The organism is Stutzerimonas stutzeri (assembly GCF_009789555.1).
GTDB classification, from domain to species: Bacteria; Pseudomonadota; Gammaproteobacteria; order Pseudomonadales; family Pseudomonadaceae; genus Stutzerimonas; species Stutzerimonas stutzeri_R.
Genome location: NZ_CP046902.1, coordinates 490872 through 512882, shown reverse-complemented (window position 1 = coordinate 512882; position 22011 = coordinate 490872). Strand labels below are relative to the sequence as shown.

General features: G+C 64.0%; 17 protein-coding genes. 9 read left to right on the top strand and 8 right to left on the bottom strand.

Annotated features, from left to right (window positions below):
• Positions 1 to 141 precede the first annotated feature (141 nt).
• Positions 142 to 564 carry an HPF/RaiA family ribosome-associated protein gene (locus GQA94_RS02310; protein ID WP_158186552.1) on the top strand — a complete coding sequence of 141 codons (423 nt, stop codon included), beginning with the start codon at positions 142 to 144 and terminating at the stop codon, positions 562 to 564.
• 639 nt (positions 565 to 1203) lie between these two features.
• Here GQA94_RS02310 and GQA94_RS02305 read toward each other — a convergent pair.
• The gene (locus tag GQA94_RS02305) at positions 1204 to 2103 is read right to left on the bottom strand and encodes a LysR family transcriptional regulator (RefSeq protein ID WP_158186551.1); all 900 of its coding nucleotides are present in this window, start codon (positions 2101 to 2103) and stop codon (positions 1204 to 1206) included.
• Positions 2104 to 2205: 102 nt separating this feature from the next.
• Here GQA94_RS02305 and GQA94_RS02300 point away from each other — a divergent pair, with 102 nt between their 5' ends.
• The 4 genes from GQA94_RS02300 (at position 2206) to GQA94_RS02285 (ending at position 7009) form a co-directional block, all read left to right on the top strand.
• A complete protein-coding gene (locus tag GQA94_RS02300; RefSeq protein ID WP_158186550.1) occupies positions 2206 to 3447 on the top strand; it encodes a 3-hydroxyacyl-CoA dehydrogenase in 1242 nt (413 codons plus the stop codon).
• A gap of 2 nt (positions 3448 to 3449) precedes the next feature.
• Complete coding sequence (locus GQA94_RS02295) at positions 3450 to 5240, top strand: acyl-CoA dehydrogenase C-terminal domain-containing protein (protein ID WP_158186549.1); 1791 nt, start codon at positions 3450 to 3452, stop codon at positions 5238 to 5240.
• Between the two features lie 130 nt (positions 5241 to 5370).
• The gene (locus tag GQA94_RS02290) at positions 5371 to 6534 is read left to right on the top strand and encodes an iron-containing alcohol dehydrogenase (protein ID WP_158186548.1); all 1164 of its coding nucleotides are present in this window, start codon (positions 5371 to 5373) and stop codon (positions 6532 to 6534) included.
• 37 nt (positions 6535 to 6571) lie between these two features.
• The gene (locus GQA94_RS02285; protein WP_233270208.1) at positions 6572 to 7009 is read left to right on the top strand and encodes an acyl-CoA thioesterase; all 438 of its coding nucleotides are present in this window, start codon (positions 6572 to 6574) and stop codon (positions 7007 to 7009) included.
• A 136-nt stretch (positions 7010 to 7145) separates the two neighbouring features.
• Here the strand turns inward: GQA94_RS02285 and GQA94_RS02280 are convergent, their stop codons facing one another.
• The 5 genes from GQA94_RS02280 to yrfG all read right to left on the bottom strand — a co-directional run bounded on the left by GQA94_RS02280 (position 7146) and on the right by yrfG (position 14023).
• Positions 7146 to 7619, bottom strand: a complete 474-nt coding sequence (locus GQA94_RS02280) for a YMGG-like glycine zipper-containing protein (protein ID WP_158186546.1) — start codon at positions 7617 to 7619, stop codon at positions 7146 to 7148.
• A gap of 170 nt (positions 7620 to 7789) precedes the next feature.
• Positions 7790 to 10111 carry an FdhF/YdeP family oxidoreductase gene (locus tag GQA94_RS02275; RefSeq protein ID WP_158186545.1) on the bottom strand — a complete coding sequence of 774 codons (2322 nt, stop codon included), beginning with the start codon at positions 10109 to 10111 and terminating at the stop codon, positions 7790 to 7792.
• Positions 10108 to 10953, bottom strand: a complete 846-nt coding sequence (gene fdhD / locus GQA94_RS02270; RefSeq protein WP_158186544.1) for a formate dehydrogenase accessory sulfurtransferase FdhD — start codon at positions 10951 to 10953, stop codon at positions 10108 to 10110. Before fdhD ends, GQA94_RS02275 begins: the two co-directional genes overlap by 4 nt.
• A 110-nt stretch (positions 10954 to 11063) precedes the next feature.
• The gene (locus GQA94_RS02265; protein WP_158186543.1) at positions 11064 to 13166 is read right to left on the bottom strand and encodes a PAS domain-containing protein; all 2103 of its coding nucleotides are present in this window, start codon (positions 13164 to 13166) and stop codon (positions 11064 to 11066) included.
• A gap of 176 nt (positions 13167 to 13342) precedes the next feature.
• A complete protein-coding gene (gene yrfG / locus GQA94_RS02260; RefSeq protein ID WP_158186542.1) occupies positions 13343 to 14023 on the bottom strand; it encodes a GMP/IMP nucleotidase in 681 nt (226 codons plus the stop codon).
• Positions 14024 to 14143: 120 nt separating this feature from the next.
• Between yrfG and nudE the strand changes: the two genes are divergently transcribed.
• From nudE to GQA94_RS02245, 3 genes are all read left to right on the top strand, one after another.
• On the top strand, positions 14144 to 14710 hold the full coding sequence (nudE, locus tag GQA94_RS02255) for an ADP compounds hydrolase NudE (protein ID WP_158186541.1): 567 nt from the start codon (positions 14144 to 14146) through the stop codon (positions 14708 to 14710).
• Entirely contained in the window at positions 14707 to 15522 is an 816-nt protein-coding gene (cysQ, locus tag GQA94_RS02250; protein WP_158186540.1) for a 3'(2'),5'-bisphosphate nucleotidase CysQ, read from the top strand. Before nudE ends, cysQ begins: the two co-directional genes overlap by 4 nt.
• Before the next feature lie 109 nt (positions 15523 to 15631).
• Entirely contained in the window at positions 15632 to 18499 is a 2868-nt protein-coding gene (locus GQA94_RS02245; protein WP_158186539.1) for an ATP-binding protein, read from the top strand.
• Between the two features lie 9 nt (positions 18500 to 18508).
• On the opposite strand, the gene GQA94_RS02240 is transcribed toward GQA94_RS02245, so the two are convergent.
• Both GQA94_RS02240 and GQA94_RS02235 read right to left on the bottom strand, forming a co-directional pair.
• Positions 18509 to 19501: an asparaginase gene (locus tag GQA94_RS02240; protein WP_158186538.1), complete on the bottom strand. Its 993-nt coding sequence runs from the start codon at positions 19499 to 19501 to the stop codon at positions 18509 to 18511.
• Between the two features lie 59 nt (positions 19502 to 19560).
• The gene (locus tag GQA94_RS02235; RefSeq protein WP_158186537.1) at positions 19561 to 21006 is read right to left on the bottom strand and encodes an alanine/glycine:cation symporter family protein; all 1446 of its coding nucleotides are present in this window, start codon (positions 21004 to 21006) and stop codon (positions 19561 to 19563) included.
• 149 nt (positions 21007 to 21155) lie between these two features.
• Here GQA94_RS02235 and GQA94_RS02230 point away from each other — a divergent pair, with 149 nt between their 5' ends.
• Positions 21156 to 21977, top strand: coding sequence for a helix-turn-helix domain-containing protein (locus GQA94_RS02230; RefSeq protein WP_158186536.1), 822 nt, complete (start codon positions 21156 to 21158; stop codon positions 21975 to 21977).
• The last annotated feature ends 34 nt before the right edge of the window (positions 21978 to 22011 follow it).

The window sequence follows — 22011 nt, the reverse complement described above, 5'->3', positions numbered from 1 at the left end:
CGCGGCTGGCGGCGATTCACTGATCTGGGTCAGGCGTGGCGACCGCACCGGTGTGACAATCCGATCAGACGAAGCTGCTGAACCTCGACGGTCCAGACGCCTCGAATCTGTGTAGATACGCCATCAATCAGGAGTAGTCGCATGCATGTTCAAGTCAACAGCCATCACATACCCGGTAGTGTCGAGCTGCATGAATGGGTGGGTTCGACCGTAGAGGAGCGGCTGGAGCGCTTCGATGATTTCCTGACCCGGGTCGAGGTGCACGTCAGCGACGAGAACGCGCAGAAGGCTGGCGCCGATGACAAGCGTTGCCAGATCGAGGCACGGCCCAAGGGCTACCAGGCGGTTTCCGTTACCCACAAGGCCGAATCGCTGCAGCTGGCGGTCGATGGCGCGGCGGAAAAGATGCGCCATGCGCTCGAACATGTGATGGGCAAGCTGGACAGCAAGGTTCTGTCCGGCGGCGAGCTCAACGACCCGTTGCGAGACGAGCAGCCACAAGCCGTCAAGGATGCCATGCTCGAGGAGGAATTCCTGGAAAAGCAGGACGAACTCGACCGCTAGGGCCCGAGCCCGGCGGCGTGCCGGGCCGTTCCAGCAGTGCCGCGACCGTCACCCAAGCGCTCCGGATCGCGACGTTGCCGCGCTCCGCTCAGTCGGGTCTTTCGGAAGGCCGTCGCGGCGACACGCGTGTCCTGGTCGATCCGCGCCATAGAGCTAATACGCGCAATTTCCTGGCGATCCGCCTGCATCCGGTGGTGTGCCTGCCCGCTGTGTGGCGCGAGTCGGGCATCGGGCGACCGCGCATCCGGGCGGATCAGTCAAAGCGCTCTCGACCGCGCCCTGCAGTCGGTGCGTTCCGCTTCAGGCCCGTTTTTGCTCAAGCCGTCGGGACGCACCACGCCCACGCATCTATAGCGAAAGGCTTACAAAAGAGATCGCCATTCGCCGCTTCACTCCGGGGTCTCGAATAATTAATCTACACCCACTCTGAAGCGCAGGACGCGCTCAGGATCACGGATGATCGGCCACGCCAGGACGGTAGTCGAACGGATTCGAAATGGTCAGGAAAAACCCGCTTCGGCGGGTTTTTTGTTGTCTGCAGAAAACCGTCCCGGCTACTGGCGCACCGTCTGATCGCAGCGCCGCAGCCGCTCCATCGGACGGTCTGCGTTAGGCCTTGTCGAGCAAGGCGCGTGGCCGTCAGCGGCGAGCGACGGCGACGATCTGCTCGATCAGCCACTGCAAAGCCGCATCCCGCTCCCGTTGAGCCACGCTGACGATATCCAGCTGAAAGGAGCCCAGATCGAAGGGCAGGTCGAACAGGTGAAGCGGCAGCAGCTTGGCGAAATGCCGGGCCAACTGGGTGGGAAGCACGGCGGCCAGGTCGCTGCTGGCGACAATATGGGCAGCCTGGAGGTAATTAGGCGTCGTGTAGACCACCTCGCGGGCGAGCGCATTGTCTTCCAGCCATTGATCGACCATCCCACGCGTTTGCCCACCATGCACCCATAGATGGCGCAGCCGCAGGAAGCCCGTCAGGTCCATCGTTTCGCCCATCAGCGGATGGCCGCGGCGCACCGCGACCTGCAACGTTTCGGTGGCCCAGCGGCGCGTGTGGAAGCGCGTCGGGACCTCGAGGAAGCGGCCCAGCACCAGATCCAGCTCGCCGTTGTCCAGCGCTTCGGACGGCAAGCAAGGAGTCAGGTGCTGGATCGCCAACTGGATACCCGGGGCCACTCGCGCCAGATGCGCCATGAGGGCGGGCATGCAGATCAGCTCGACATAATCGGTCACGGCGATGACGAAGCGTTGATGACTGGTGGCCGGATCGAACAGGTCCCCGGCATTGAGGGTGTGCTCGATCTGTTGCAGTGCGTCACGAATCGGCGCCTCCAGGCTCAGTGCGCGCGGGGTGGGTTGCATGGCGCGGCCCACGCGTACCAGCAGCGGATCATCGAGCAGCTCGCGCAAGCGATTGAGCGCATTGCTGACCGCCGGCTGGCTGAGCGACAGACGTTCGGCGGCGCGTGACACGTTGCGTTCGCGGAGCAAGGCGTCTAGCACGCGGAGTAGATTGAGATCGAAGTTATAGATATTCATCGGATGAATCGGAAGTATCACAAGACTAAATTTCAAAAATAGTAGCGTCATCAACTAAGGTAGGTCTTCTGTTTTTTCTGCCTTGCGACGAGGACTGCTGCAATGAGCCAAACCCGCTTCGATATCCAGACCGCTGCCGTTATCGGTGCAGGCACCATGGGCCGCGGCATCGTGATGAGCCTGGCCAACGCCGGTGTGAAGGTGCTGTGGCTGGACAACAACCCGGCCATGCTCGAACAAGCCTTGGGCGTGGTCGCCGATACCTACGCGCACAACGTGCGCCAGGGACGTATCGACGAGGCGCAGGCTGAAGCCCGTCGTGCCTGCATCAGCAAGGCAGACGGTTACCAGGCGCTGGCCGACGTCGACCTGGTGATCGAGGCGGTGTACGAGAACCTTGAACTCAAGCAGGCCATTTTTCGCGAGCTGGACGCAATCGTTAAGCCGACGGGTATCCTGGCGAGCAACACCTCGGCGCTGGATATCGATGCCATTGCTGCCGCGACCCGGCGCCCAGAGCAGGTCGTGGGCCTGCATTTCTTCAGCCCGGCACACATCATGAAGCTGTTGGAGATCGTGCGCGGCGCGAAAACATCCGCTGCGGTGCTGGAGGCTTCCACAGCATTGGGCAAGCGTATGGGCAAGGTCAGCGTAATCGCCGGCAACTGCCAGGGCTTCATCGGCAATCGCATGCTGGCCACCTACGTGCGTGAGGCGCGCGCGATGCTGCTTGAAGGCGCCTATCCCTACCAGGTGGATGCCGCGCTGCAGGGCTTCGGTTTTGCGATGGGCCCGTTCCGGATGTATGACGTGGTCGGTATCGACCTGGAGTGGCGCGCCCGTGAGCTGGCCGGAGAGGGCCAGGACGATCCCTACGTGCAGATCGACAATCGCCTCTGCGAACTGGGTCGTTTCGGCCAGAAGTCCCGCCAGGGGTATTACCGCTACGCCGAGGGCAGCCGCCAGGCCGAGCACGACCCGCAAGTCGATGCGCTGGTGCAGCGCGAGTCCGAGCGGCTTGGTTACCAACGTCGCGACATCGGCACGGAGGAAATACTCGAGCGTTGCCTGCTGGCGCTGGTCAACGAAGGCGCGAAGATCCTCCAGGAAGGCATGGCCGAGTCCAGCACCGATATCGACACCGTCTACCTCAACGGCTATGGCTTCCCGGCGGAGGTTGGCGGACCGATGACCTGGGCTGACCGCCAAGGCCTGCCGGCCATCCACGACCGCTTGCGGGCGCTGGCCGAACGCCATGGCGAGCACTGGAAGCCTGCCGAGCTGATCGAAAGCCTGGCGACGGTCGGTGGCCGGTTCGTCGATTTCAAGAAGAAGGAGGCTTGAGCATGGAGTACAAGGCCCCCCTGCGGGACATGCGGTTTGTGCTGCACGAGCTGTTCGACGCCAGCGCCCACTGCCAGTTGCTCGGTAACGGCCTGGACCGCGAGCTTATCGACGGCGTGCTGGAGGAGGCGGCGCGCTATACCGGTGGCGAAATCGCTCCGCTCAATCGCAACAGCGATGAACAGGGCGTGACGCTGGAAAACGGCGAGGTGAAAACGCCACAGGGTTTCGTCGAAGCCTACAAACAGTACGTCGACAACGGTTGGGCAAGCATGACCGGCCCGACCGAATATGGCGGCCAGGGCTTCCCGCAGATGGTGGCGTGCAATTTTCATGAAATGCTGATGGCCGCTTCGCTGTCGTTCCGCATCTACTCCGGTCTTACCGAAGGTGCGGTGCTGGCGCTGTACAAACACGGCAGCGCCGCGCTGAAGGACGCCTATCTGGAGAAATTGGTCAGCGGCAGCTGGAGCGGCACCATGTGCCTGACCGAACCACAGGCCGGAACCGACCTGGCGCTGCTGCGGACCCGTGCCGAACCCCAGGCAGATGGCAGCTACCGGGTCAGCGGCAGCAAAATCTTCATTTCCGGCGGCGAGCACGACATGAGTGAAAACATCGTGCATCTGGTGCTGGCGCGCCTGCCGGATGCGCCGGCGGGGGTGAAGGGCATCAGCCTGCTGCTGGTCCCTAAATTCATCGCCAACGCCGATGGCACGCCAGGCGAGCGCAACGCGCTGAGCTGCGGAGCCATTGAGCACAAGATGGGCATCAAGGGCGCGGCGACCTGCGTGATGAATTTCGATGGGGCCACGGGTTGGATCGTCGGCGAGCCGAACCAGGGGCTGGCCTGCATGTTCACCATGATGAACGACGCGCGTTTTCAGGTCGGGTTGCAAGGCCTTGGCATCGCCGAGCAGGCTTATCAGGGCTCGCTCGCCTATGCCCGAGAGCGCTTGCAGTCACGTGGATTGGCTGGCATCCAGCATCCGGACAAGGTGGCCGATCCGATCATCGTGCATCCGGACGTGCGGCGCATGCTGTTGACCCAGAAGACGCTGGTCGAAGGCAGCCGCATGCTGGCGGCCTATTGCGCCCGGCAGCTGGACCTGGAACACGGCCACCGCGAGCCGAACGACCGCAGCGCCGCGAGCAAGCGCGCGGCGTTGCTGATTCCGATCGTCAAGGCATTCTTCACCGACATGGGGCAGGAGGTCGCGAGCCTCGGCGTGCAAATCTACGGCGGCCACGGCTATATCCGTGAATGGGGCATGGAGCAGTTGATGCGCGACAGCCGTATCACTCAGCTCTACGAGGGGACCAATGGCATCCAGGCGCTGGACTACATCCGCCGCAAGCTGCTTGGTGATGGCGGTGCGGAGCTGTCGGCATTGCAGGCTGAATTCAGCGAGGTCTGTGATCGCCAGGCCGAGCGGCCAGCGTTGCGGGCGTTTGCGAGCACCGTGCAGGGTCGCATTGGCGAATGGCGCGAGCTGACCGCCGACATCATTGCCGCGACCGGACGCGATCCGCAGGAAATTGGCGCGGTGTCGGTGGATTTTCTGCAGTACTCGGCCTATGTGTTGTTGGCCGGGCTCTGGTTGCAGGCAGCGGCGCGAGCGCAGGACGCACTGGAACGGGAGAGCGGCGAAGCGGCGTTCTATCAGGCCAAGCTGGCCAGCGCGGATTTCTACCTGCGGCGCGTATTGCCGCGTGCCAGCGCCCATCGAGAGGCCATTCTAGGCGGCGCAGGCTGTCTCATGGCCTTGCCGGAGACGGATTTCGCGTTCTGAACGGGCTCGTCTGGCAGACGGCGGACTGGCGTTACAAGTCGTACCCCCTTTCCTTCCGGGAAAGGGCTGGGGTGAGAGCGCGTCGAGCGGCTCTCTCCGAAGCCGAAACACAAAAAATCAGGAGGCACCGATGCATCCGTTCAGCTTTGCCACTACCGCTCAATTGATATGCGAGCCTGGCGCGTCGCGCCGTCTGGCCAGCCTTTGCAAGGAGCGCGGCGCGCGCTCGGTGCTGATTGTCACGGACCCGGGCATCACCCGTTTCGGACTGCTCGGTGAGGTATTGCCGGGCTTCGGCGTGGAGGGACTGAACGTGGCCGTCTACGATCAGGTCATCGCCGATCCGCCGGAGCACATCGTCCTGGCCGCCGTGGAGCAGGCGAGGTCGCTCGAGGCGGACCTGATCGTCGGTTTCGGCGGCGGCAGCTCGATGGACGTCGCCAAACTGGTCGCGCTGCTGGCACATCCGGCCTGTGCGCAATCGCTGCAGGACATCTATGGCGTAGGCAATGCCAGGGGCCAGCGGCTGCCGCTGATTCAGGTTCCGACCACCGCCGGTACGGGATCGGAAGTCACCCAGATCGCGATCATTACCACGGGCGAGACCACCAAGATGGGCGTGGTTTCGCCCATGCTGTTACCCGACCTGGCGCTGCTCGATGCCGACCTGACCCTAGGCCTGCCGCCAGCCGTGACCGCGGCGACGGGTATCGATGCCATGGTGCACGCCATCGAGGCCTACACCAGTGCGCTGAAGAAGAATCCGCTGTCCGACCTGCTGGCCCGCGAAGCGCTGCGGTTGCTCTCGGCCAACCTGCACGAGGCGGTGCACAACGGCAGCAATCGCGAGGCCCGTCAGGCGATGCTGCTCGGTGCATGCCTTGCCGGCCAGGCGTTCGCCAACGCGCCGGTAGCGGCAGTGCATGCCCTGGCCTATCCGCTTGGCGGTAACTTCCACATCCCCCACGGGCTCTCCAACGCGCTGGTCCTGCCGCATGTGCTGCGTTTCAACGTCAGTGCCGCGACCACCCACTACGCCGAGCTGGCGCCGCTCGTGCTGGGCGAGCGGTTGCGCAGCGAGGATTGCTCCACCTACGCCGACCAGTTGATCGAGGAACTAAGCCAGCTTTGCGCGCGCATGGGGTTGCCCAACTGCCTTCGTGACGCGGGTGTGCCCGAACATATGCTGCCGCAGTTGGCCAAGGAGGCCATGCTTCAGCAGCGCCTGCTGGTAAACAATCCGCGCGAAGTTACCGAGGCCGATGCCCTGGCGATTTACCAGGCGGCTTACTGAGCGTCTTCACGACCAATACATACAAAGAGAGGCCTCGATGCCCGAGCAACCCAGACACCTGCGTGACGACTATCGCTATTTTCACTCGATCAGTACGCGCTGGCATGACAACGACGTTTATGGTCACGTCAACAACGTCACTTACTACAGCTATTTCGACAGTGCGATGAATACCTACCTGATCCAGCAAGGTGGGCTGGATATCCATAACGGCGAGGTGGTGGGCTTCGTGGTCAGCTCATCGTGCGACTATTTCGCGCCGATTGCCTTCCCGGAGGCCATAGAAGTCGGCCTGCGCGTCGGCAAGCTGGGCAAAAGCTCGGTTGAGTACGAGCTGGCGGTGTTCAGGCAGGGCGAAGAGCAAGCCTGCGCGGCGGGCAGGGTGGTGCATGTGTTCGTCGACCGCGCACGGAACCGCTCGACGCCGATCCCTGATCGCGTGCGCGAGGCGCTGGGAGCGCTACGGGCCGAATAGCGCAACGAAGCCGCGGCGTTTCGAACATCGCCGCTGGCTGGAAGGTTTGGCTGCCGTCGGTGCGGCTGGGCTGGTGCGGCGCTGAAGCCTGTTCCCGGCTTTATGCCGGGAGCGCGGCGATCACTGGGTAGGCGGCTCAGTGATGATGTTTGTGCTTGTGTTTGTAATGGCCCTTTCCCTTCCCCGGATGGCCGTGGCGATGGTCGCCCCGATAACGATCATCCCGCCGGTAGCCGTCGCGACGGTAGTCATCGTCATCGCCATATTCGTTACCGATCGCGCCGCCCGCACCCCCGCCCACGGCTGCGCCGATCAGACCGCCAGTGCTACCGCCGACCCGCTGGCCGACGACATTACCGCCTGCAGCACCCAGGCCACCGCCGATGGCCGCTTCGGTGCGACTGCGCTTGTCAGCGCCAACCATGCCGCCGGCTGCACCGCCAACACCGGCACCGATGGTTGCGCCAGTCGATCCGCCCAGGTGTTCACCGACCACCGAGCCGAGGGCGCCGCCCAAGGCACCGCCCACGGCGGCTTCGGTGTTGCTTCCGGCAAATGCGGTGGCGCTGAGCAGGCTCGCGGACAACAGCACAATCGAGGAATACTTCATGACGAAACCTCTGGATGAATGGCGCTGCGATCCTTACGCGACGAGCGGGCGTTCGCAACTCATCCCGACGAAAGGCATGACCGAGTTCGCGTTTTATAAGTATTTGATTTTAATCGGGAACTTTTAACTAGCGGAACGGTCTTCACCAGCTTGAGCCGCGCGTGCGGCGATCAGCGAATCAGCGTGTCGGTCCGTGCGGCCTGCAGGCGAATCGCGATGGATTTGGAGGTCGGCGTATAGCTGCCCAGGCCATGGCTCGCCAGCGGGACCAATGGGTTGGTTTCCGGGTAATAGGCCGCTGCCTGCCCAGGTGGAATATCGAAGGCGAGCAGGGTAAATCCTTCGACCTTGCGCTCGATGCCGTCATTCCATAACGATCGGATATCGACTTTCTGCCCCGCCTCGAAGCCCAGCCGGCGGATATCGGCGGCGTTGACGAAGATGACGCGCCGCTGCCCTCTGACCCCACGGTAGCGGTCGTCGAGGCCATAGATGGTCGTGTTGTACTGGTCGTGCGAGCGCAGTGTTTGCAGGATCAGTTCAGGCAGTTCGCCGCTGTTGCGTACCGCTTGATCGAACACGCTGTCGGGCAATGGATTGACGATGAAATTGGCGCGCTCGCTGGCGGTATTCCAGCATCGGGCCGCGGCCGGGTTGTCCAGGTGAAAGCCGCCCGGGGCCTGCAGGCGCTCGTTGAAATCGTCGAAGCCGGGAATGGTCTCGGCAATCAGCTGCCGAATCCGCGAATAATCTTCGATCAGCGCCGCCCAATCCACGGGCTGCCGGCCCAGTGTGGCCTGGGCGATGCCGGCGATGATCGACGGCTCCGAGCGCATCCTCGGCGACAGGGGTTCCAATTGGCCGTGGGAGGCGTGAATCATGCTGAACGAGTCTTCCACGGTGATCGCCTGGGGACCACTGGCCTGACGGTCGATGTCGGTGCGGCCCAGGCACGGCAGGATCAGCGCATCGTGGCCGACTGTGAGGTGGCTGCGGTTGAGCTTGGTGCTGATCTGCACGGTCAGGCTGCACTGCTCAAGCGCGCGATGGGTACGGGTGCTATCGGGTGTGGCCTGTGCGAAGTTGCCGCCCAGGGCGACGAATACCTTGGAGCGTCCCGTCAGCATCGCCTCGATCGCTTCGACCACGTTATGCCCGGGCTGACGCGGTACGGCGAAGCCGAAGCGCTCTTGCAGAGCGTCGAGCAGTGCCGCTGGCGGGCGTTCGTTGATGCCCATGGTGCGATCACCCTGTACGTTGCTGTGGCCACGCACCGGACACAGCCCGGCGCCGGGCTTGCCCAGGTTGCCGCGCAGCAATTGCAGGTTGGTGATCTCCTGGATGGTCGCGACCGAGTGGCGGTGCTGGGTGATGCCCATGGCCCAGCAGACAATGACGCGCTCGGCGTTGCGGTAGAGGCGTGCCGCCTGTTCCAACTCGGCCAGATCGAGGTCCGATTGCTGCTCTATGTCCTCCCAGTTGGTGGCATCCAGCGTGGCCAGATAGGCGTCGATGCCATGGGTGTGCTGTTCGATGAACGCATGGTCGAACACAGGCGACTCGCCCTGGGCCTGGGCTTCGCGCTCCCAGAACAGCAGAAATTTGGCGATACCGCGTATGGCCGCCATATCGCCGCCCAGTGCAGGTCTGAAAAACGCCGTGTTCAGCGGTGCCGAGCCGTTGATGAGCATTTCCATCGGGTGTTGAGGATGCTGGAAGCGCTCCAGTCCGCGCTCCTTCAGCGGGTTGAAGCAAACCACTTGAGCGCCGCGGGCGACGGCCTCGCGCAGCGGTTCGAGCATGCGCGGATGGTTGGTGCCGGGGTTCTGGCCGAGGACGAAGATCGCATCGGCCAGGGCGAAATCCTCGAAGGTGACGCTGCCTTTGCCGACGCCGATACTCTGGCCGAGGGCGACGCCGCTGGCCTCGTGGCACATGTTGGAGCAATCGGGAAAATTGTTGCTGCCGTACGCGCGCACGAACAGCTGATAAAGGAACGCTGCCTCGTTGCTGGCGCGCCCTGAGGTATAGAACTCGGCCTGGTCGGGGCTGTCGAGCGCATGCAGATGTTCGGCGATCAAGGCGAAAGCGGCGTTCCAGCTGATGGGCTGGTAATGGTCGCTTGCCGGGTCGTAGCGCATCGGCTCGGTCAGGCGGCCCTGGTATTCGAGCCAGTAGTCGCTCTGCTCACGCAGCTGGCTGACGCTGTATCGGGCGAAGAAAGCGGCATCGACTCGACGCGTGGTGGCTTCCCAGTTCACCGCCTTGGCGCCGTTCTCGCAGAACTTCACCGTACCGTCCTGGGGAGAATCGCCCCAGGCACACCCGGGGCAGTCGAAGCCGCCATTCTGGTTGGTCTTGAGCAACGCGCGCAGGTTCTTCAAGGGCTGTTTGCTGTCCAGCCAGAAACGGGTGACGCTGCGCAGCGCGCCCCAGCCTGCGGCGGCGCCGGTATAAGGGCGAAAGCGAGGCTTTTCCGGTTGCAGACTCATGCTTGCGCCTCGGCTGAGCCGACGGTGGGGCTGAACACACGCGGCGGGCTGCGCTGTGGGATGTGGATCAGGTTGAGGTTGTGACGTTGCGCCCAACTCGCCGCCAGTCCAGTGGGAGAGGAGAAGCTGACCAATGTCGCAATGCCGGCGCGCTGCACCTTGTGGATCAGTTCCAGGCTGCAGCGGCTGGTGACGACGGCAACGCCGCCGGCGACGTCCTGGCGGCTGCGGCTGAGGGCTCCGATCAGCTTGTCCAGGGCGTTGTGCCGGCCAATATCTTCGCGACCGAGGCAAATCTGGCCTTGTGAATCGATGAACAAGGCGGCATGGACCGCTCCGCATGTCTGGCCGAGCGGCTGGAATTCAGCGATCCGCTGACGCAAGTCTTGCAGCCAGTGCGCCGGCGGCAGGGGCGCGCCAGGCATCACCGGCAGTTGCGGTAGCGCCTGTTCCAGCGCTTCGACGCCGCACAGCCCGCAGCTGGCATTACCGGGCAGCTGCCGGCGCTGCTGCTTGAGCGCCCAGAAGGCACGGCTGGCAATGTCGACTTCGGCTTGGCGTCCGCTGCCGGAGCCGCTGATACGGATGTCGTAGATTTCGCTGGCGTCATCGACAATGCCGCTGCCCAGGCTGAAACCCACGACGAAATCCTCGAGGTCGGACGGCGATACCATCATCACTGCCTGGCTGATGCCGTTATAGGCGATCGCCAGCGCGCACTCTTCTGCCAGCTCGACTGGCTCGCTCAGGGAATCGCCGAGGACATGGAACGCATAGCGTTGACTGGCCCCGGCCGGTACGCTGTGGTCCGAGACCGCGCTGGGACGATGTGGAGCCTTCATGGGCGAACTCGATAGTGGACCGTTCGAGCAGATTGCCTGCCGGTCGTCCGACTGTGAACGGTCGCGGATGTTTTTTCAATGTGCGTTGCGTCCACCTGTCCTCCCCTTTGCTACGGCTCGCGTGCCAGCATATCGCGCACCCGTGTGGCCAGGTCGTCGATCGAGAACGGCTTGCTGATCATGTCCATCCCGGCATCCAGAAAGCCGCTGCTGGCGGCTTGTTCGGCGTAACCGGTCATGAACAGCACGCTCAGTCCGGGACGCTGCTGGCGAGCGATATCGGCCAGCTGGCGACCGTTCATGCCGGGCAGACCCACGTCTGAAATGAGCAGGTCGATGCGCTCGCCGCTTTCGAGAATCTGCACGGCCGCATTGCCCTCGGCGGCGTCCAGGGCGCGATAGCCAAGCATCCCCAGCACGTCCAGCACCAGTAGCCGCACGGCGGGATCATCCTCGACCACCAGCACGGTTTCGCCCTGTACCGCCTGCGGCGCCTGTTCCGACGGTTCGAAGCGTGCCGCAGGCGATGCCGGCCCGTGATACGCGGGCAGGTAGAGCGTGACCTCGGTGCCATTGCCGGGTTCGCTGCGGATCTGTACGTGGCCCCCGGCCTGGCGGGCAAAACCGTAGATCATCGATAGGCCGAGACCGGTGCCCTGGCCGATGGGCTTGGTGGTGAAGAAGGGCTCGAAGGCGGCGGCGAGCACCTTGGGCGTCATGCCGCAGCCGCTGTCGATTACGCTGAGGCTGACGTAACGCCCTGGCGGCAGCTCGCCGACCTCGGCGTGGCGCTGCAATTGCACATTGGCGGTGGCGATGTACAGGCTGCCGCCGTCTGGCATGGCATCGCGTGCGTTGATCACCAGGTTGAGCAAGGCGCTTTCCAGCTGGTTTTCGTCGCTGTTGGCCGCCCACAGGTCGGGTGCCAGCACGGCGTCAATCAGGATATGGCTGCCCAGGGTTCGCACCATCAGGTCGCGCATCGATTCCACCAGGGCATTGAGGTCGACCCGCTTGAGATTCAGTGGCTGGCGGCGGGCGAAGGCCAGCAACCGATGGGTCAGTGCGGCGGCTCGGTTGGCCGAACTCGTTGCGGCGTCGATGAAGCGCTGGGTTTCGTGATGGCGACCAGACTGATTGTAACGCTGGACCAGGTCGAGGCCGCCGATGATGCCGGTGAGCATGTTGTTGAAATCGTGGGCGATGCCGCCCGTGAGCTGGCCGACCGCTTCCATCTTTTGCGCCTGACGCAGGGCTTCCTGTGCCTGCTCACGGCTGGCCATTTCCGTGACCAGCCGCTCATAGACTTCGGCCAGTGCCTCGGTGCGCTCCTGCACGCGGCTTTCCAGCGTCTCGTTGAGTTCGCGCAGCGCCTGTTCGGCGCGCCAGCGCTCGGTGACGTCCTGGGCCAGGACAAAGAAGCCCTGTACTTGACCATCGGCGTCGCGACGCGGCAGGTAATGCATCCAGGCGTGGCGCAACGTGCCGTCCCGATGAGGCATGGAGGCTTCGAAGATCGCTTCCTGGCCGGCCAGGGCGGCGTCGATCTGCGCGCGGCGCTCGTTGTAGGCGGATTCGCCGAGCACCTCCCGCAAATGCTTGCCAAACAGGACGTCGGGCGTCTGGCCGAACCAGGTTTCATAGTGACGGTTGTTGAAGCGATACCGCTCCTCACGGTCGACGTAGCCAATGAGCACAGGCAGGGCGTCGGTGATCATGCGGATCTCCGCTTCACTGCGGCGTAGCGCTTCTTCCTCGCTGTGGCGCAGGCACAACAGCTGCCCGCCAATCACTTCGCCGTCGCGGATCGGACTGAGGGCCAGGTCAAACCAGGCGGCCGGCCCGTCGGAGGTCCCATCTTCGCTGAGGCGGTGGTTGCGCAGCAGGCAGGACTGGTCGCGCTCACCGCTCTCGCGCGCGGCGATCAGCTCGGGCCAGACATCGCCCCAGGTGTCGGCGACCGGCGCACCCAGGGCGGCAGGGTGGCGACGGCCGATCAACGCCGCATGGGCGTCGTTATAGAGCTGAAAGCCGGCCTTGCTCCAGAGAATGCACATGGGCAGCGGTACCTCGAGCAGCGTGCCGAGCAGGATTCGCAGCGCCGCGGGCCACTGCTCGAACGGGCCCAGTGGCGTTGCGCTCCAATCATGGCTGCGGATGCGCCTGCTCATTTCATGGGTACCGGCCGCCCAGGGCCCAGTCTCTATTGCCATAAATCATCCATCGAAGCGCGATGGGCCGTTGGGCAATCATCGCGTGTGCGGCACCGTTTGCCTGGACCGGCGCAGCAGGGCTGGGCCAGGTTAGTCTTGTCGCTCGAAGCCGTGTTGCCTGGCTCCTGCCTATAGGGACCGCTGACCCTCGTGTTAAATCCGGCGTGGTCTCGGCATCAGGCGGGATAGCCCTGCAGGCTGCGAATCAGCTCCAGGTAATCGCCGACGGCAGCGAATTCTTCAGTATTTTTTTGTCCTCGACGGCTGTCCGGTTCGCTGATCGCCAGCAGATGCGCAATGCCGTAATCCCGGGCGCTACGCAATACCGGCAGGCTGTCGTCGATGAACAGCGAGCGGGCCGGGTTGAAATCCAGATCCGCTTTGAGCGCATGCCAGAACTGCGGCTGCTCCTTGGGAAAGCCGTAGTCATGCGAGCTGATCAGACGATCGAACCAAGGCGCCAGCTCGACGCGCTCAAGCTTCAACGACAACGAATCGCGATGGGCGTTGGTGATCAGGACCACTCGCTTGCCGGCGTCACGCAGCGCCGCGAGGAACTCGTCCGCCGCCGGGCGCAGGGCGATCAGGTCAGCCACTTCACGCTTCATTTCACGGATCGGCAGGCTCAGCTCCCGCGTCCAGAAATCCAGGCAGTACCAGGTGAGCCGGCCTTCGTGTTCATTGAACAGCGGGGCCAGCTCCAGTTCGGCCATGGCCCGGCTGATGCCGTGCAGTGCGGCGTAACGCTGGGGCAGGAGTTCGAGCCAGAAATGGTTGTCGAAGTGCAGATCCAGCAGGGTACCGTCCATGTCCAGCAGGACGGTTTCGATCTCGGACCAGGGCAATGAATCGATCATGACGGGCTCTTCGTGTGCAATGGGCGCAATGGTGCGACAGCGGTCGGTTCGATGCAAAGCGTTCACGGCGATGGCGAAAAGGCGGGTTATGATTGCGACTCGCGTTTCAAGGATATCCCCATGCGCCAGAAACCTACCGTGCTTGCCCGTGAGATCGTTGCCACCAGCCGTCTGTTCCGTGTCGAGCAGCTGCAGCTGCGGTTTTCCAACGGTGTCGAACGCACCTACGAACGGTTGGTGGGGCAAGGCACCGGCTATGGCGCGGTGATGATCGTCGCGCTGGATGCCGACGGGCGGGCGCTGCTGGTCGAGGAGTACTGCGGTGGCACCGATACCTATGAGCTGTCGTTGCCCAAGGGCTTGATCGAACCGGGTGAAGATGTACTCGATGCCGCCAACCGTGAGCTGAAAGAAGAGGCCGGCTTCGGCGCGCGTCGCCTGGAGTTGCTCACCGAACTGTCCCTCTCGCCCGGTTACATGAGCCAGAAGATCCAGGTCGTGCTGGCCCGCGACCTCTTCGCCGAACAGTTACCTGGCGACGAGCCGGAGCCGATGCGCGTCGACCGGATCGATCTGCGCGAGCTGTCGAGCCTGATCCAGAATCCGCAATTCACCGAAGGACGCGCCTTGGCGGCGCTTTACCTGGCCCGGGACCTGCTGAGCGAGCGAGGGGAGTTCGACCGATGAGCCATCCTTATTTGGCCAGGGTCATCGACCTGGTCCGCGACGCCGGCCAGGCGATCCTGCCGTATTGGCGCAACGATGTGCAGGTGCATGAGAAGGCGGACGCCTCGCCGGTGACTGCCGCTGACATGGCCGCCCATCATCTGCTTGCCGACGGCTTGCGCGCGCTGGACCCGGATATCCCGGTGCTGTCGGAGGAAGATTGCAACCTGAGCCTGGCCGAACGCGCGGGCTGGACGCGCTGGTGGCTGGTCGACCCGCTGGACGGCACCCAGGAGTTCATTGCCGGCAGCGAAGAGTTCACCGTCAATGTCGCGCTGATCGAGCAAGGGCGGGTGCTGTTCGGTGTGGTCGGCATACCGGCCAATGGTCGCTGCTATTACGGCGGCGCCGGCTTCGGGGCCTGGCGCGCCGAAGCCGATGGCGCGGCGCAACCGTTGCAGGTGCGCCGCGAACCGGCCGAGGCGTTCACGGTGGTCGCCAGTCGCCGCCATTCGAGCCCGGCGCAGGAACGTCTGCTCGAAGGCTTGCACCAGCGCTTCGGCGGGTTGGACCTGGCCAGCGTCGGCAGCTCGCTGAAATTCTGTCTGCTGGCCGAGGGCGCCGCCGACTGCTACCCGCGGCTGGCGCCGACTTCGCAGTGGGACACCGCTGCCGCCCAGGGCGTGCTCGAGGGCGCGGGCGGCGAAGTGCTGGATACCGGCGGTGCCACGCTGACCTACGAGGCGCGGGAACACTATCTCAACCCGTCCTTCCTGGCATTACCGCAGGGTGTGGCGTGGCGTGACGGGCTGATCGAACTGGCGAACCGCTGAGCCGCTTCGGTATCGCTATCGGTTATCACAGGGAAGGCGAACCGGTGGCGATGATGCCACGGCCGCCTTGGCCGGGCAGGCGCGCGAGTCGGATCGCTGGAGCAGCGTAGTGTCATCGAAAAACCCTACCGGGATACGCCAATGGATCTGGCGCGCCTTCGTCCGCAGCGCGCTGATACCGCTGGTGCTGGTCGAGGTCGTGCTGATCGCGGCTTATCTGTTGACCAACAATGCCATTCGCGACGCGCAGATCGAGCATCTGCGCGAGACGGCGCTTTCCGAACTGCAAGCCGGGGTCGACCGCGAGTCTCGAATCATCAGCCAGCAGTTGGAACAGGTGGCGAGCGCCACGACCCTGTTTCGCAATTTTACCGCTCGTGCGTTGAAGGATGACCGTCCCGAGCCGCCTGTCGAGCTGATGCTGCGCGAGGATGGGGTGCGCTACAGCCCGCTCGATGAGGGCGGCGCGGCGAGCTTCTATTCCGCGGCCACCGCGCCCGAGCAGCAGGACCTGCAAAAGGTGGCGCGCTTGCGCCGTCTCGATCCGCTGATGATGGACCTGCATGCGGGCAACCCGCTGATCGCCAGCCTCTATTTCAACAGCTGGGACAGCTACAACCACATCTACCCGTGGTTCGACACGGCGGCGCAGTACCCGCCGGACGTGGACATCCCCAGCTTCAATTTCTACTACCTGGCCAGCTCCTGGCAAAACCCGGCGCGCCGGGTCGTCTGGACCGATGTCTATCTCGATCCCGCGGGGAACGGCTGGATGATGTCCGCCATCGCGCCGGTGTATCGCGGCGATTTCCTGGAGGGCGTCTGCGGCATCGACGTCACCGTCAGTGGCATCCTGCAACGGATCGCCAGCTTGCGGGTGCCCTGGAAAGGGTATGCCATGCTGATCAGTCGCGACCTCAACATCATGGCGCTGCCCAAGGCCGGCGAGCGTCAGTTCGGGCTTGCCGAACTGACCGATCATTCCTACGCCGAAGCGATTGGGCGTGAGATTTTCAAACCTGAGGACTTCCAGCTCGGACGCCGCGTGCAAACCAGCCGGTTGGCCAGCGCTATCGCTGCGCAGGCCGAAGGGGTAAAGAGCGTGAGCCTTGATGGTCAGCGTCAGTTGGTGGCCTGGGCCACGGTCGAGCAGACCGGCTGGCGTCTGCTTGCGGTGGTGGACGAAGCCGAGGTGTTCAGCCAGACCACAACGCTTGCCAGCCACTACCGGCAGATCGGCTATTTGCTGATCGCAGGCCTGGTGCTGTTCTATCTGCTGTTCTTTGCCTACATGTGGCTGCGCGCACGGCAACTCAGCCAGTCGCTGCTCGCCCCCATTGCGAGCATTTCGCGGATGATGGGGCAGATCGGCCAGGGCCGGTGGCGACCCCGGTCGGCCTCGTCGCGGATTCGCGAACTGGATGATCTGGCGCAGCACACCCGAGCCATCGGGGCGCAGCTGGAACGCAGCGAGGCGCAGCGGACGCAGGCACAGAAACGCCTCGAACTGGTGCTCGAGAGTTCGACCGAAAGCCTCTGGGAACACGACATGCGCAGCGCCACGCTGCACCTGCGTGGACGCCTGCCCGAACGCTTCGGATTGCCTTCGGCGCGAGTCGGCAAAGCACAGTTCCTGCAACGCATCCATCCGCGTGACCTGCCCCGCGTGCATGCCGAACTGGCGCGTGTGCAGTCCGGCGATGCGACCCGCTACGAGTGCGAGTATCGCTTCGCCGACGCGCTTGGGCAGTACCACTGGTTGTTGAGTCGCGGTCGCATACTCGAGCGTGATCGGAAAACCGGCGAGGCCACGCTGCTGGCTGGCACCCACGTCGATATCGATACGATCAAACGGGTCGAAGATGATCTTCGTCACGCCACCCGGCAGGCCCAGGCGGCCAACGAGGCCAAGACTCACCTGATCTCCAGCATCAGCCACGAGCTGCGGACGCCGCTGAACGCCATCCTCGGATTCGCCCAGCTCATGCGAATGGACTGCTCCCCCGAGGCCGATCCGGAGGCGGCTGACTACCTTGATGAAATCCTGCTGGCCAGCCGTCACCTGAATCAGCTGCTGGGCGACATTCTCGACTGGTCGAGCCTGCAGGCCGAGCGGCCCCGGCTGAAACTCGAACGGGTCGAAGTCACCGCGCTGATGCGCGAATGCACCGAACTGGTCGCGCTCGACGTCCAGCGCCATGACCTGCAATTGGCGTTCGAGCTGCCGCCGGCCCCCCTCGAGGTGCTGGCCGAGCCGCGTCGACTGCGCCAGGTGCTGCTCAACCTGCTGTCCAACGCGATCAAGTACAACATTCCAGGCGGGCGGATACGCTTGGCCATCGAAACGGTGGCCGGGCAGGTGCGGCTGCTGGTTGAAGACAGCGGGATCGGCATCGACGAGGCGTCGCAGACCCGGCTGTTCGAGCCCTTCCAGCGGTTGGGGCGTGAAAACTCGAATATTCAAGGTGCCGGCATCGGCCTGTCGCTGAGCCTGGAGTACGCCAAACTGATGGGCGGCAGCATGGGCGTGAAAAGCGCACTGGGCGCGGGCAGTGTTTTCTGGATCGCGCTACCGGTTGCGGAACCTCAGCCTGTGCCGCCCACCCGTCGACGACCGCGGATCGTCTATGTGGAAGACGACCCGGCGAGCCAGTTGCTGGTGCGCAAGGCGTTGGCCCATCTCGGAGAAGTGGAGGTGATCGACAACGGCCGGACCGCCTTGGAACGGGTGCTTGCCGATCCGCCGCACTTGCTGCTGCTGGACCTCAACCTGCCCGAACTGAACGGCGAGGCGCTGTTGGCGTTGTTGCGACAGGCCCCTGCCACCAGGGCGTTGCCGGTCATCGTGCTGAGCGCGGCCAGCGAGGCGGCTGCAGGCATCGCCTGCCAGGCTCGGCTGGTCAAGCCACTGGACCTCGACGAATTGCGTCGGCAGGCCCACGCCTGTCTGGCCGGTGTCGAATTCGCTCCGACCTGACCTTGACGGCTAGTCGGCCCGTTCGCCGCAAAGGTCGAGGGCGAACCAATGTTCGGTCTCAGCCTGCGACAAGCCCGCGCCAAGCAGGGCGAACAACTTGCCCAAGGCCGCTTCGCGCGTCATGCCGCCGCCCGACACCAATCCACTGGCGGCCAGCTTGCTGCCGGCGGCGTAGAGGCCGAACTCGACGTGACCTTGCGGGCACTGGCTGATGGCCGCCAGGACCACGCCGCGCTCGTGTGCGTCCTTCAAGACCGCCAGCCACTCGGTATCGTCAGCCGGGCCCGTGCCGCTGCCGTAGCATTCGAGCAGCACGCCCCGCACGCCGCTGTCGAGCACGGCGCGTAGCTGCGGTGCACCGATGCCCGGATACAACGGCAGCACCGCGACGCCTACCGGCTGGCGCGGCTTACGATAGTCGAGCGAGGGCGGGATGCTCGCTGCACGTTCGCTCTCGCGCAGACGAGGCGAGACACCGAAGGCATCAAGGGTCGCCGTGCCCAGCTTGCTGGCCCGTACGCCGGGCATCAGCTTGCCGTTGAAGTACAGGTACACGCCCGGCTGGATGCCCGCGTTAAGCGCTTGCAGCGCGCCGAACAGGTTATCCCAGGCGTCGCTGCCCGGTGCGCCGGCCGGTAGCATGGAGCCGGTGAGCAGAACCGGCACCTCGAGCCCGAGCAGCAGGAAGCTCAGCGCCCCCGCACTGTAGGCCAGCGTATCGGTGCCATGAAGCAACAGCACGCCATCGCAGCCGTTTTGCTCGACGCCTTCTCGAATGGCCTCGACCATGGCCAGCCAGTTGGCCGGGTTCATGTTGGCGCTGTCGATCGGCGGCAGCAGCTCGCGCAATGTCCAGTCGGGCAGTTCAAGCTGGGGTTGCTGGTGCTGTTGCGCGCGCAGCCTGCTGGCGAAACCGGAGGCGGGCATCAGGCCATCGGCGCTCTGTTGCATGCCGATGGTGCCGCCGGTGTACAGCACCAGGATGTTTCTGGAAGCCAGCATAGGGATCTCCTGCGTATGAACAGGGCGCCTGGCTCCCTGTTCATACAGCGCTTGCGGGGCTAGTGCTGGGGCGCCTGGGCGCTCGTCTGCGTACCGATGGCAGGCGCTTCACCGGCGTCCCGCACGGGCCAGACGCTTGGGTCCAGGTCCAGGTCGGCGAAGTTCTTCGGGTCGAACACCGGCGATTCCACGCCCGCTTCGCGCTGGCTGTCGTAGTCACGCATCAGGCGCAGGCCGACCTTGAACAGCAGCGCCAGGGCGATCAGGTTGCAGATCGCCAGCAGGCCCATGGTCACGTCGGCGAATCCGAACACGGTGCCCAGATCCTGGACCGATCCCCACATCACCAGACCGATCACCAGGACCCGGTAGAGCTGCACCGGCCAGCGCTTGTCCGTGAAGAAGCCCAGTGCGTTTTCGCCAAGGTAGTAGTTGTAAATCAGCGTGGTGAACACGAAGAGCAGCAGCGCCACGCTGATGAATACCCGGCCCCACTCGCCGACGACCGCGGCGACGGCGGTCTGAGTCAACACCACGCCGCCCATGTCGCTGCCCGGCTCGAACACGCCCGACAGGATGATGATCAGCGCGGTGCAGCTGCACAGCACGATGGTGTCGATGAACACGCTCAACGACTGCACGATGCCCTGCGCCACCGGGTGCCGGACCTCCGCTACCGCGGCCACGTTGGGCGCACTGCCCAGGCCGGCCTCGTTGGAGAACAGGCCGCGCTTGACGCCCATGATGATCGCCGCGCCAATACCGCCAGCGAATGCGGGCTCCAGTCCGAAGGCGCTGCGCAAGATCGTGGCGAAGGCGTCCGGGATGGCGCCGGCGTTGCTGCCGATGACGAAGATGGCCATGGCGATGTAGGAGAAGGCCATCACCGGGACCAATATGTCGGCCAACTTGGCGATACGCTTGATGCCACCAAAAATGATCAGGCCGATCACCACCATCAGCACGATGCCGCTGACGAAGGTCGGCACGCCGAACGTATCGTTCAGGGAACTGGCGACCGTGTAGGACTGCACGGCGTTGAAGCCGAAGCCGAAGGTCACCAGCAGCAGCAGCGAAACCAGGATACCCAACCAGCGCTGGCCGAGGCCGTGTTCGATGTAGAACGCCGGGCCGCCGCGATAGCCGCCGTCGGCTTCGCGACGCTTGTACAGCTGTGCCAGCGAGCATTCGAAGTAGCTGGTGGCCATGCCGACCAGCGCCACGACCCACATCCAGAAGATCGCGCCCGGCCCGCCGAGCATGATGGCGACCGAGACACCGGCGATGTTGCCGGCTCCGACGCGCCCGGCGACGCTGAGCATCAGCGCCTGGAATGAACTGAGCTGGCCCGGCTGGCGTTTGAAGGCCTCGCCGAAGATGCGGAACATGCTGCCGAAGTAGCGGAACTGGACGAATCGCGAGGCAAGGGTGAAGAACAGGCCAAGGCCTATCAGCATCACGATGAGCAGCTTGCTCCAGATGAGATCGTTAAGAAGATCGAGCATGGCAGAGAGGTCTCTCTTGTTGTTTTACCGGTAAAAAAAACGCAGGGCGGAATGGTTGGCCAGACGCCCCGGTCATGCAATTGCGCGGATCGCGGCGAACTAGCGCGAGTTGATGCTAGACTCGCGTCGCTCGCATCACTGGAATACGCATGTACGACCATCTCGGCGCCAACTTGAAACTGCTCTGCAGTCATTACCGCTCGATTGCCGAGGTGTGCCGCAAGCTCGGTATCAACCGGGCGCAGTTCAACAAATACCTCAATGGCCAAAGCCGGCCGACCGCGCACAACCTCAAGCGTATCTGCGATTTCTTCGGTGTCGAGGGCTACGAACTGGGTTTGCCGAGCGAGCAGTTCACCCAACTGGTCGGCCTGCGACGTCACGATCAGGAGCGGATCGCTGCCGGCGATCCGCTCCTGGAGCTCTTCGAACCGCTGCGTGACAATGCCAGCAGCCTGTCGCGCTATTGCGGTTACTACTTCGAGTACGCCAATTGCCTGTCGGTGCCGGGGCAGATTCTGCTGTCGCTGGTGCAGGTGCGCGAGGACAGAGGCAGTTTCGTGTTCGAGCGACAGGAGCGACAGGAGCAGTCGCGCGCCGATAATCCCGGACGGGAAGACTGGGTGGTGCGCTGCCGCTACCTGGGTGCCGCCTTTTACTTGCAGGATCGACTGTTTCTCATCGACTACGAGTCGCTCACCGGCAACGAAATGAGCCAGACGATCCTGATTCCAAGCTTCAAGAGCCGTATCAACCGCCTCAATGGGCTCAAGACTGGCGTCTCCAGCGGAGACCGACGCACGCCTGCCTGCACCCGGGTGGTGTGGGAATACCTGGGCAGCGAAATCAACCGGGTCAATGCCTACCGTCAGGTCATGCTTTATGGTCCCGACGATCCGCGGATCGACCCGCAGATCCGCGAACGGCTCGCCTCGGCACACCTGCGCAACGGGTTGTTCGAAATCGAGTGAGGAACGGCGCGGCCTGTTGCCAGGCCGGGCCGTT

Coding starts and splice junctions, on each gene's coding strand:
- yrfG (WP_158186542.1), bottom strand. CDS start 14,023: ATGATCGATTCATTGCCCTGGTCCGAGATCGAAACCGTCCTGCTGGAC.
- GQA94_RS02265 (WP_158186543.1), bottom strand. CDS start 13,166: ATGGCAATAGAGACTGGGCCCTGGGCGGCCGGTACCCATGAAATGAGC.
- GQA94_RS02275 (WP_158186545.1), bottom strand. CDS start 10,111: ATGAGTCTGCAACCGGAAAAGCCTCGCTTTCGCCCTTATACCGGCGCC.
- GQA94_RS02300 (WP_158186550.1), top strand. CDS start 2,206: ATGAGCCAAACCCGCTTCGATATCCAGACCGCTGCCGTTATCGGTGCA.
- nudE (WP_158186541.1), top strand. CDS start 14,144: ATGCGCCAGAAACCTACCGTGCTTGCCCGTGAGATCGTTGCCACCAGC.
- cysQ (WP_158186540.1), top strand. CDS start 14,707: ATGAGCCATCCTTATTTGGCCAGGGTCATCGACCTGGTCCGCGACGCC.
- GQA94_RS02290 (WP_158186548.1), top strand. CDS start 5,371: ATGCATCCGTTCAGCTTTGCCACTACCGCTCAATTGATATGCGAGCCT.
- fdhD (WP_158186544.1), bottom strand. CDS start 10,953: ATGAAGGCTCCACATCGTCCCAGCGCGGTCTCGGACCACAGCGTACCG.
- GQA94_RS02240 (WP_158186538.1), bottom strand. CDS start 19,501: ATGCTGGCTTCCAGAAACATCCTGGTGCTGTACACCGGCGGCACCATC.
- GQA94_RS02235 (WP_158186537.1), bottom strand. CDS start 21,006: ATGCTCGATCTTCTTAACGATCTCATCTGGAGCAAGCTGCTCATCGTG.
- GQA94_RS02305 (WP_158186551.1), bottom strand. CDS start 2,103: ATGAATATCTATAACTTCGATCTCAATCTACTCCGCGTGCTAGACGCC.
- GQA94_RS02295 (WP_158186549.1), top strand. CDS start 3,450: ATGGAGTACAAGGCCCCCCTGCGGGACATGCGGTTTGTGCTGCACGAG.
- GQA94_RS02310 (WP_158186552.1), top strand. CDS start 142: ATGCATGTTCAAGTCAACAGCCATCACATACCCGGTAGTGTCGAGCTG.
- GQA94_RS02280 (WP_158186546.1), bottom strand. CDS start 7,619: ATGAAGTATTCCTCGATTGTGCTGTTGTCCGCGAGCCTGCTCAGCGCC.
- GQA94_RS02285 (WP_233270208.1), top strand. CDS start 6,572: ATGCCCGAGCAACCCAGACACCTGCGTGACGACTATCGCTATTTTCAC.
- GQA94_RS02230 (WP_158186536.1), top strand. CDS start 21,156: ATGTACGACCATCTCGGCGCCAACTTGAAACTGCTCTGCAGTCATTAC.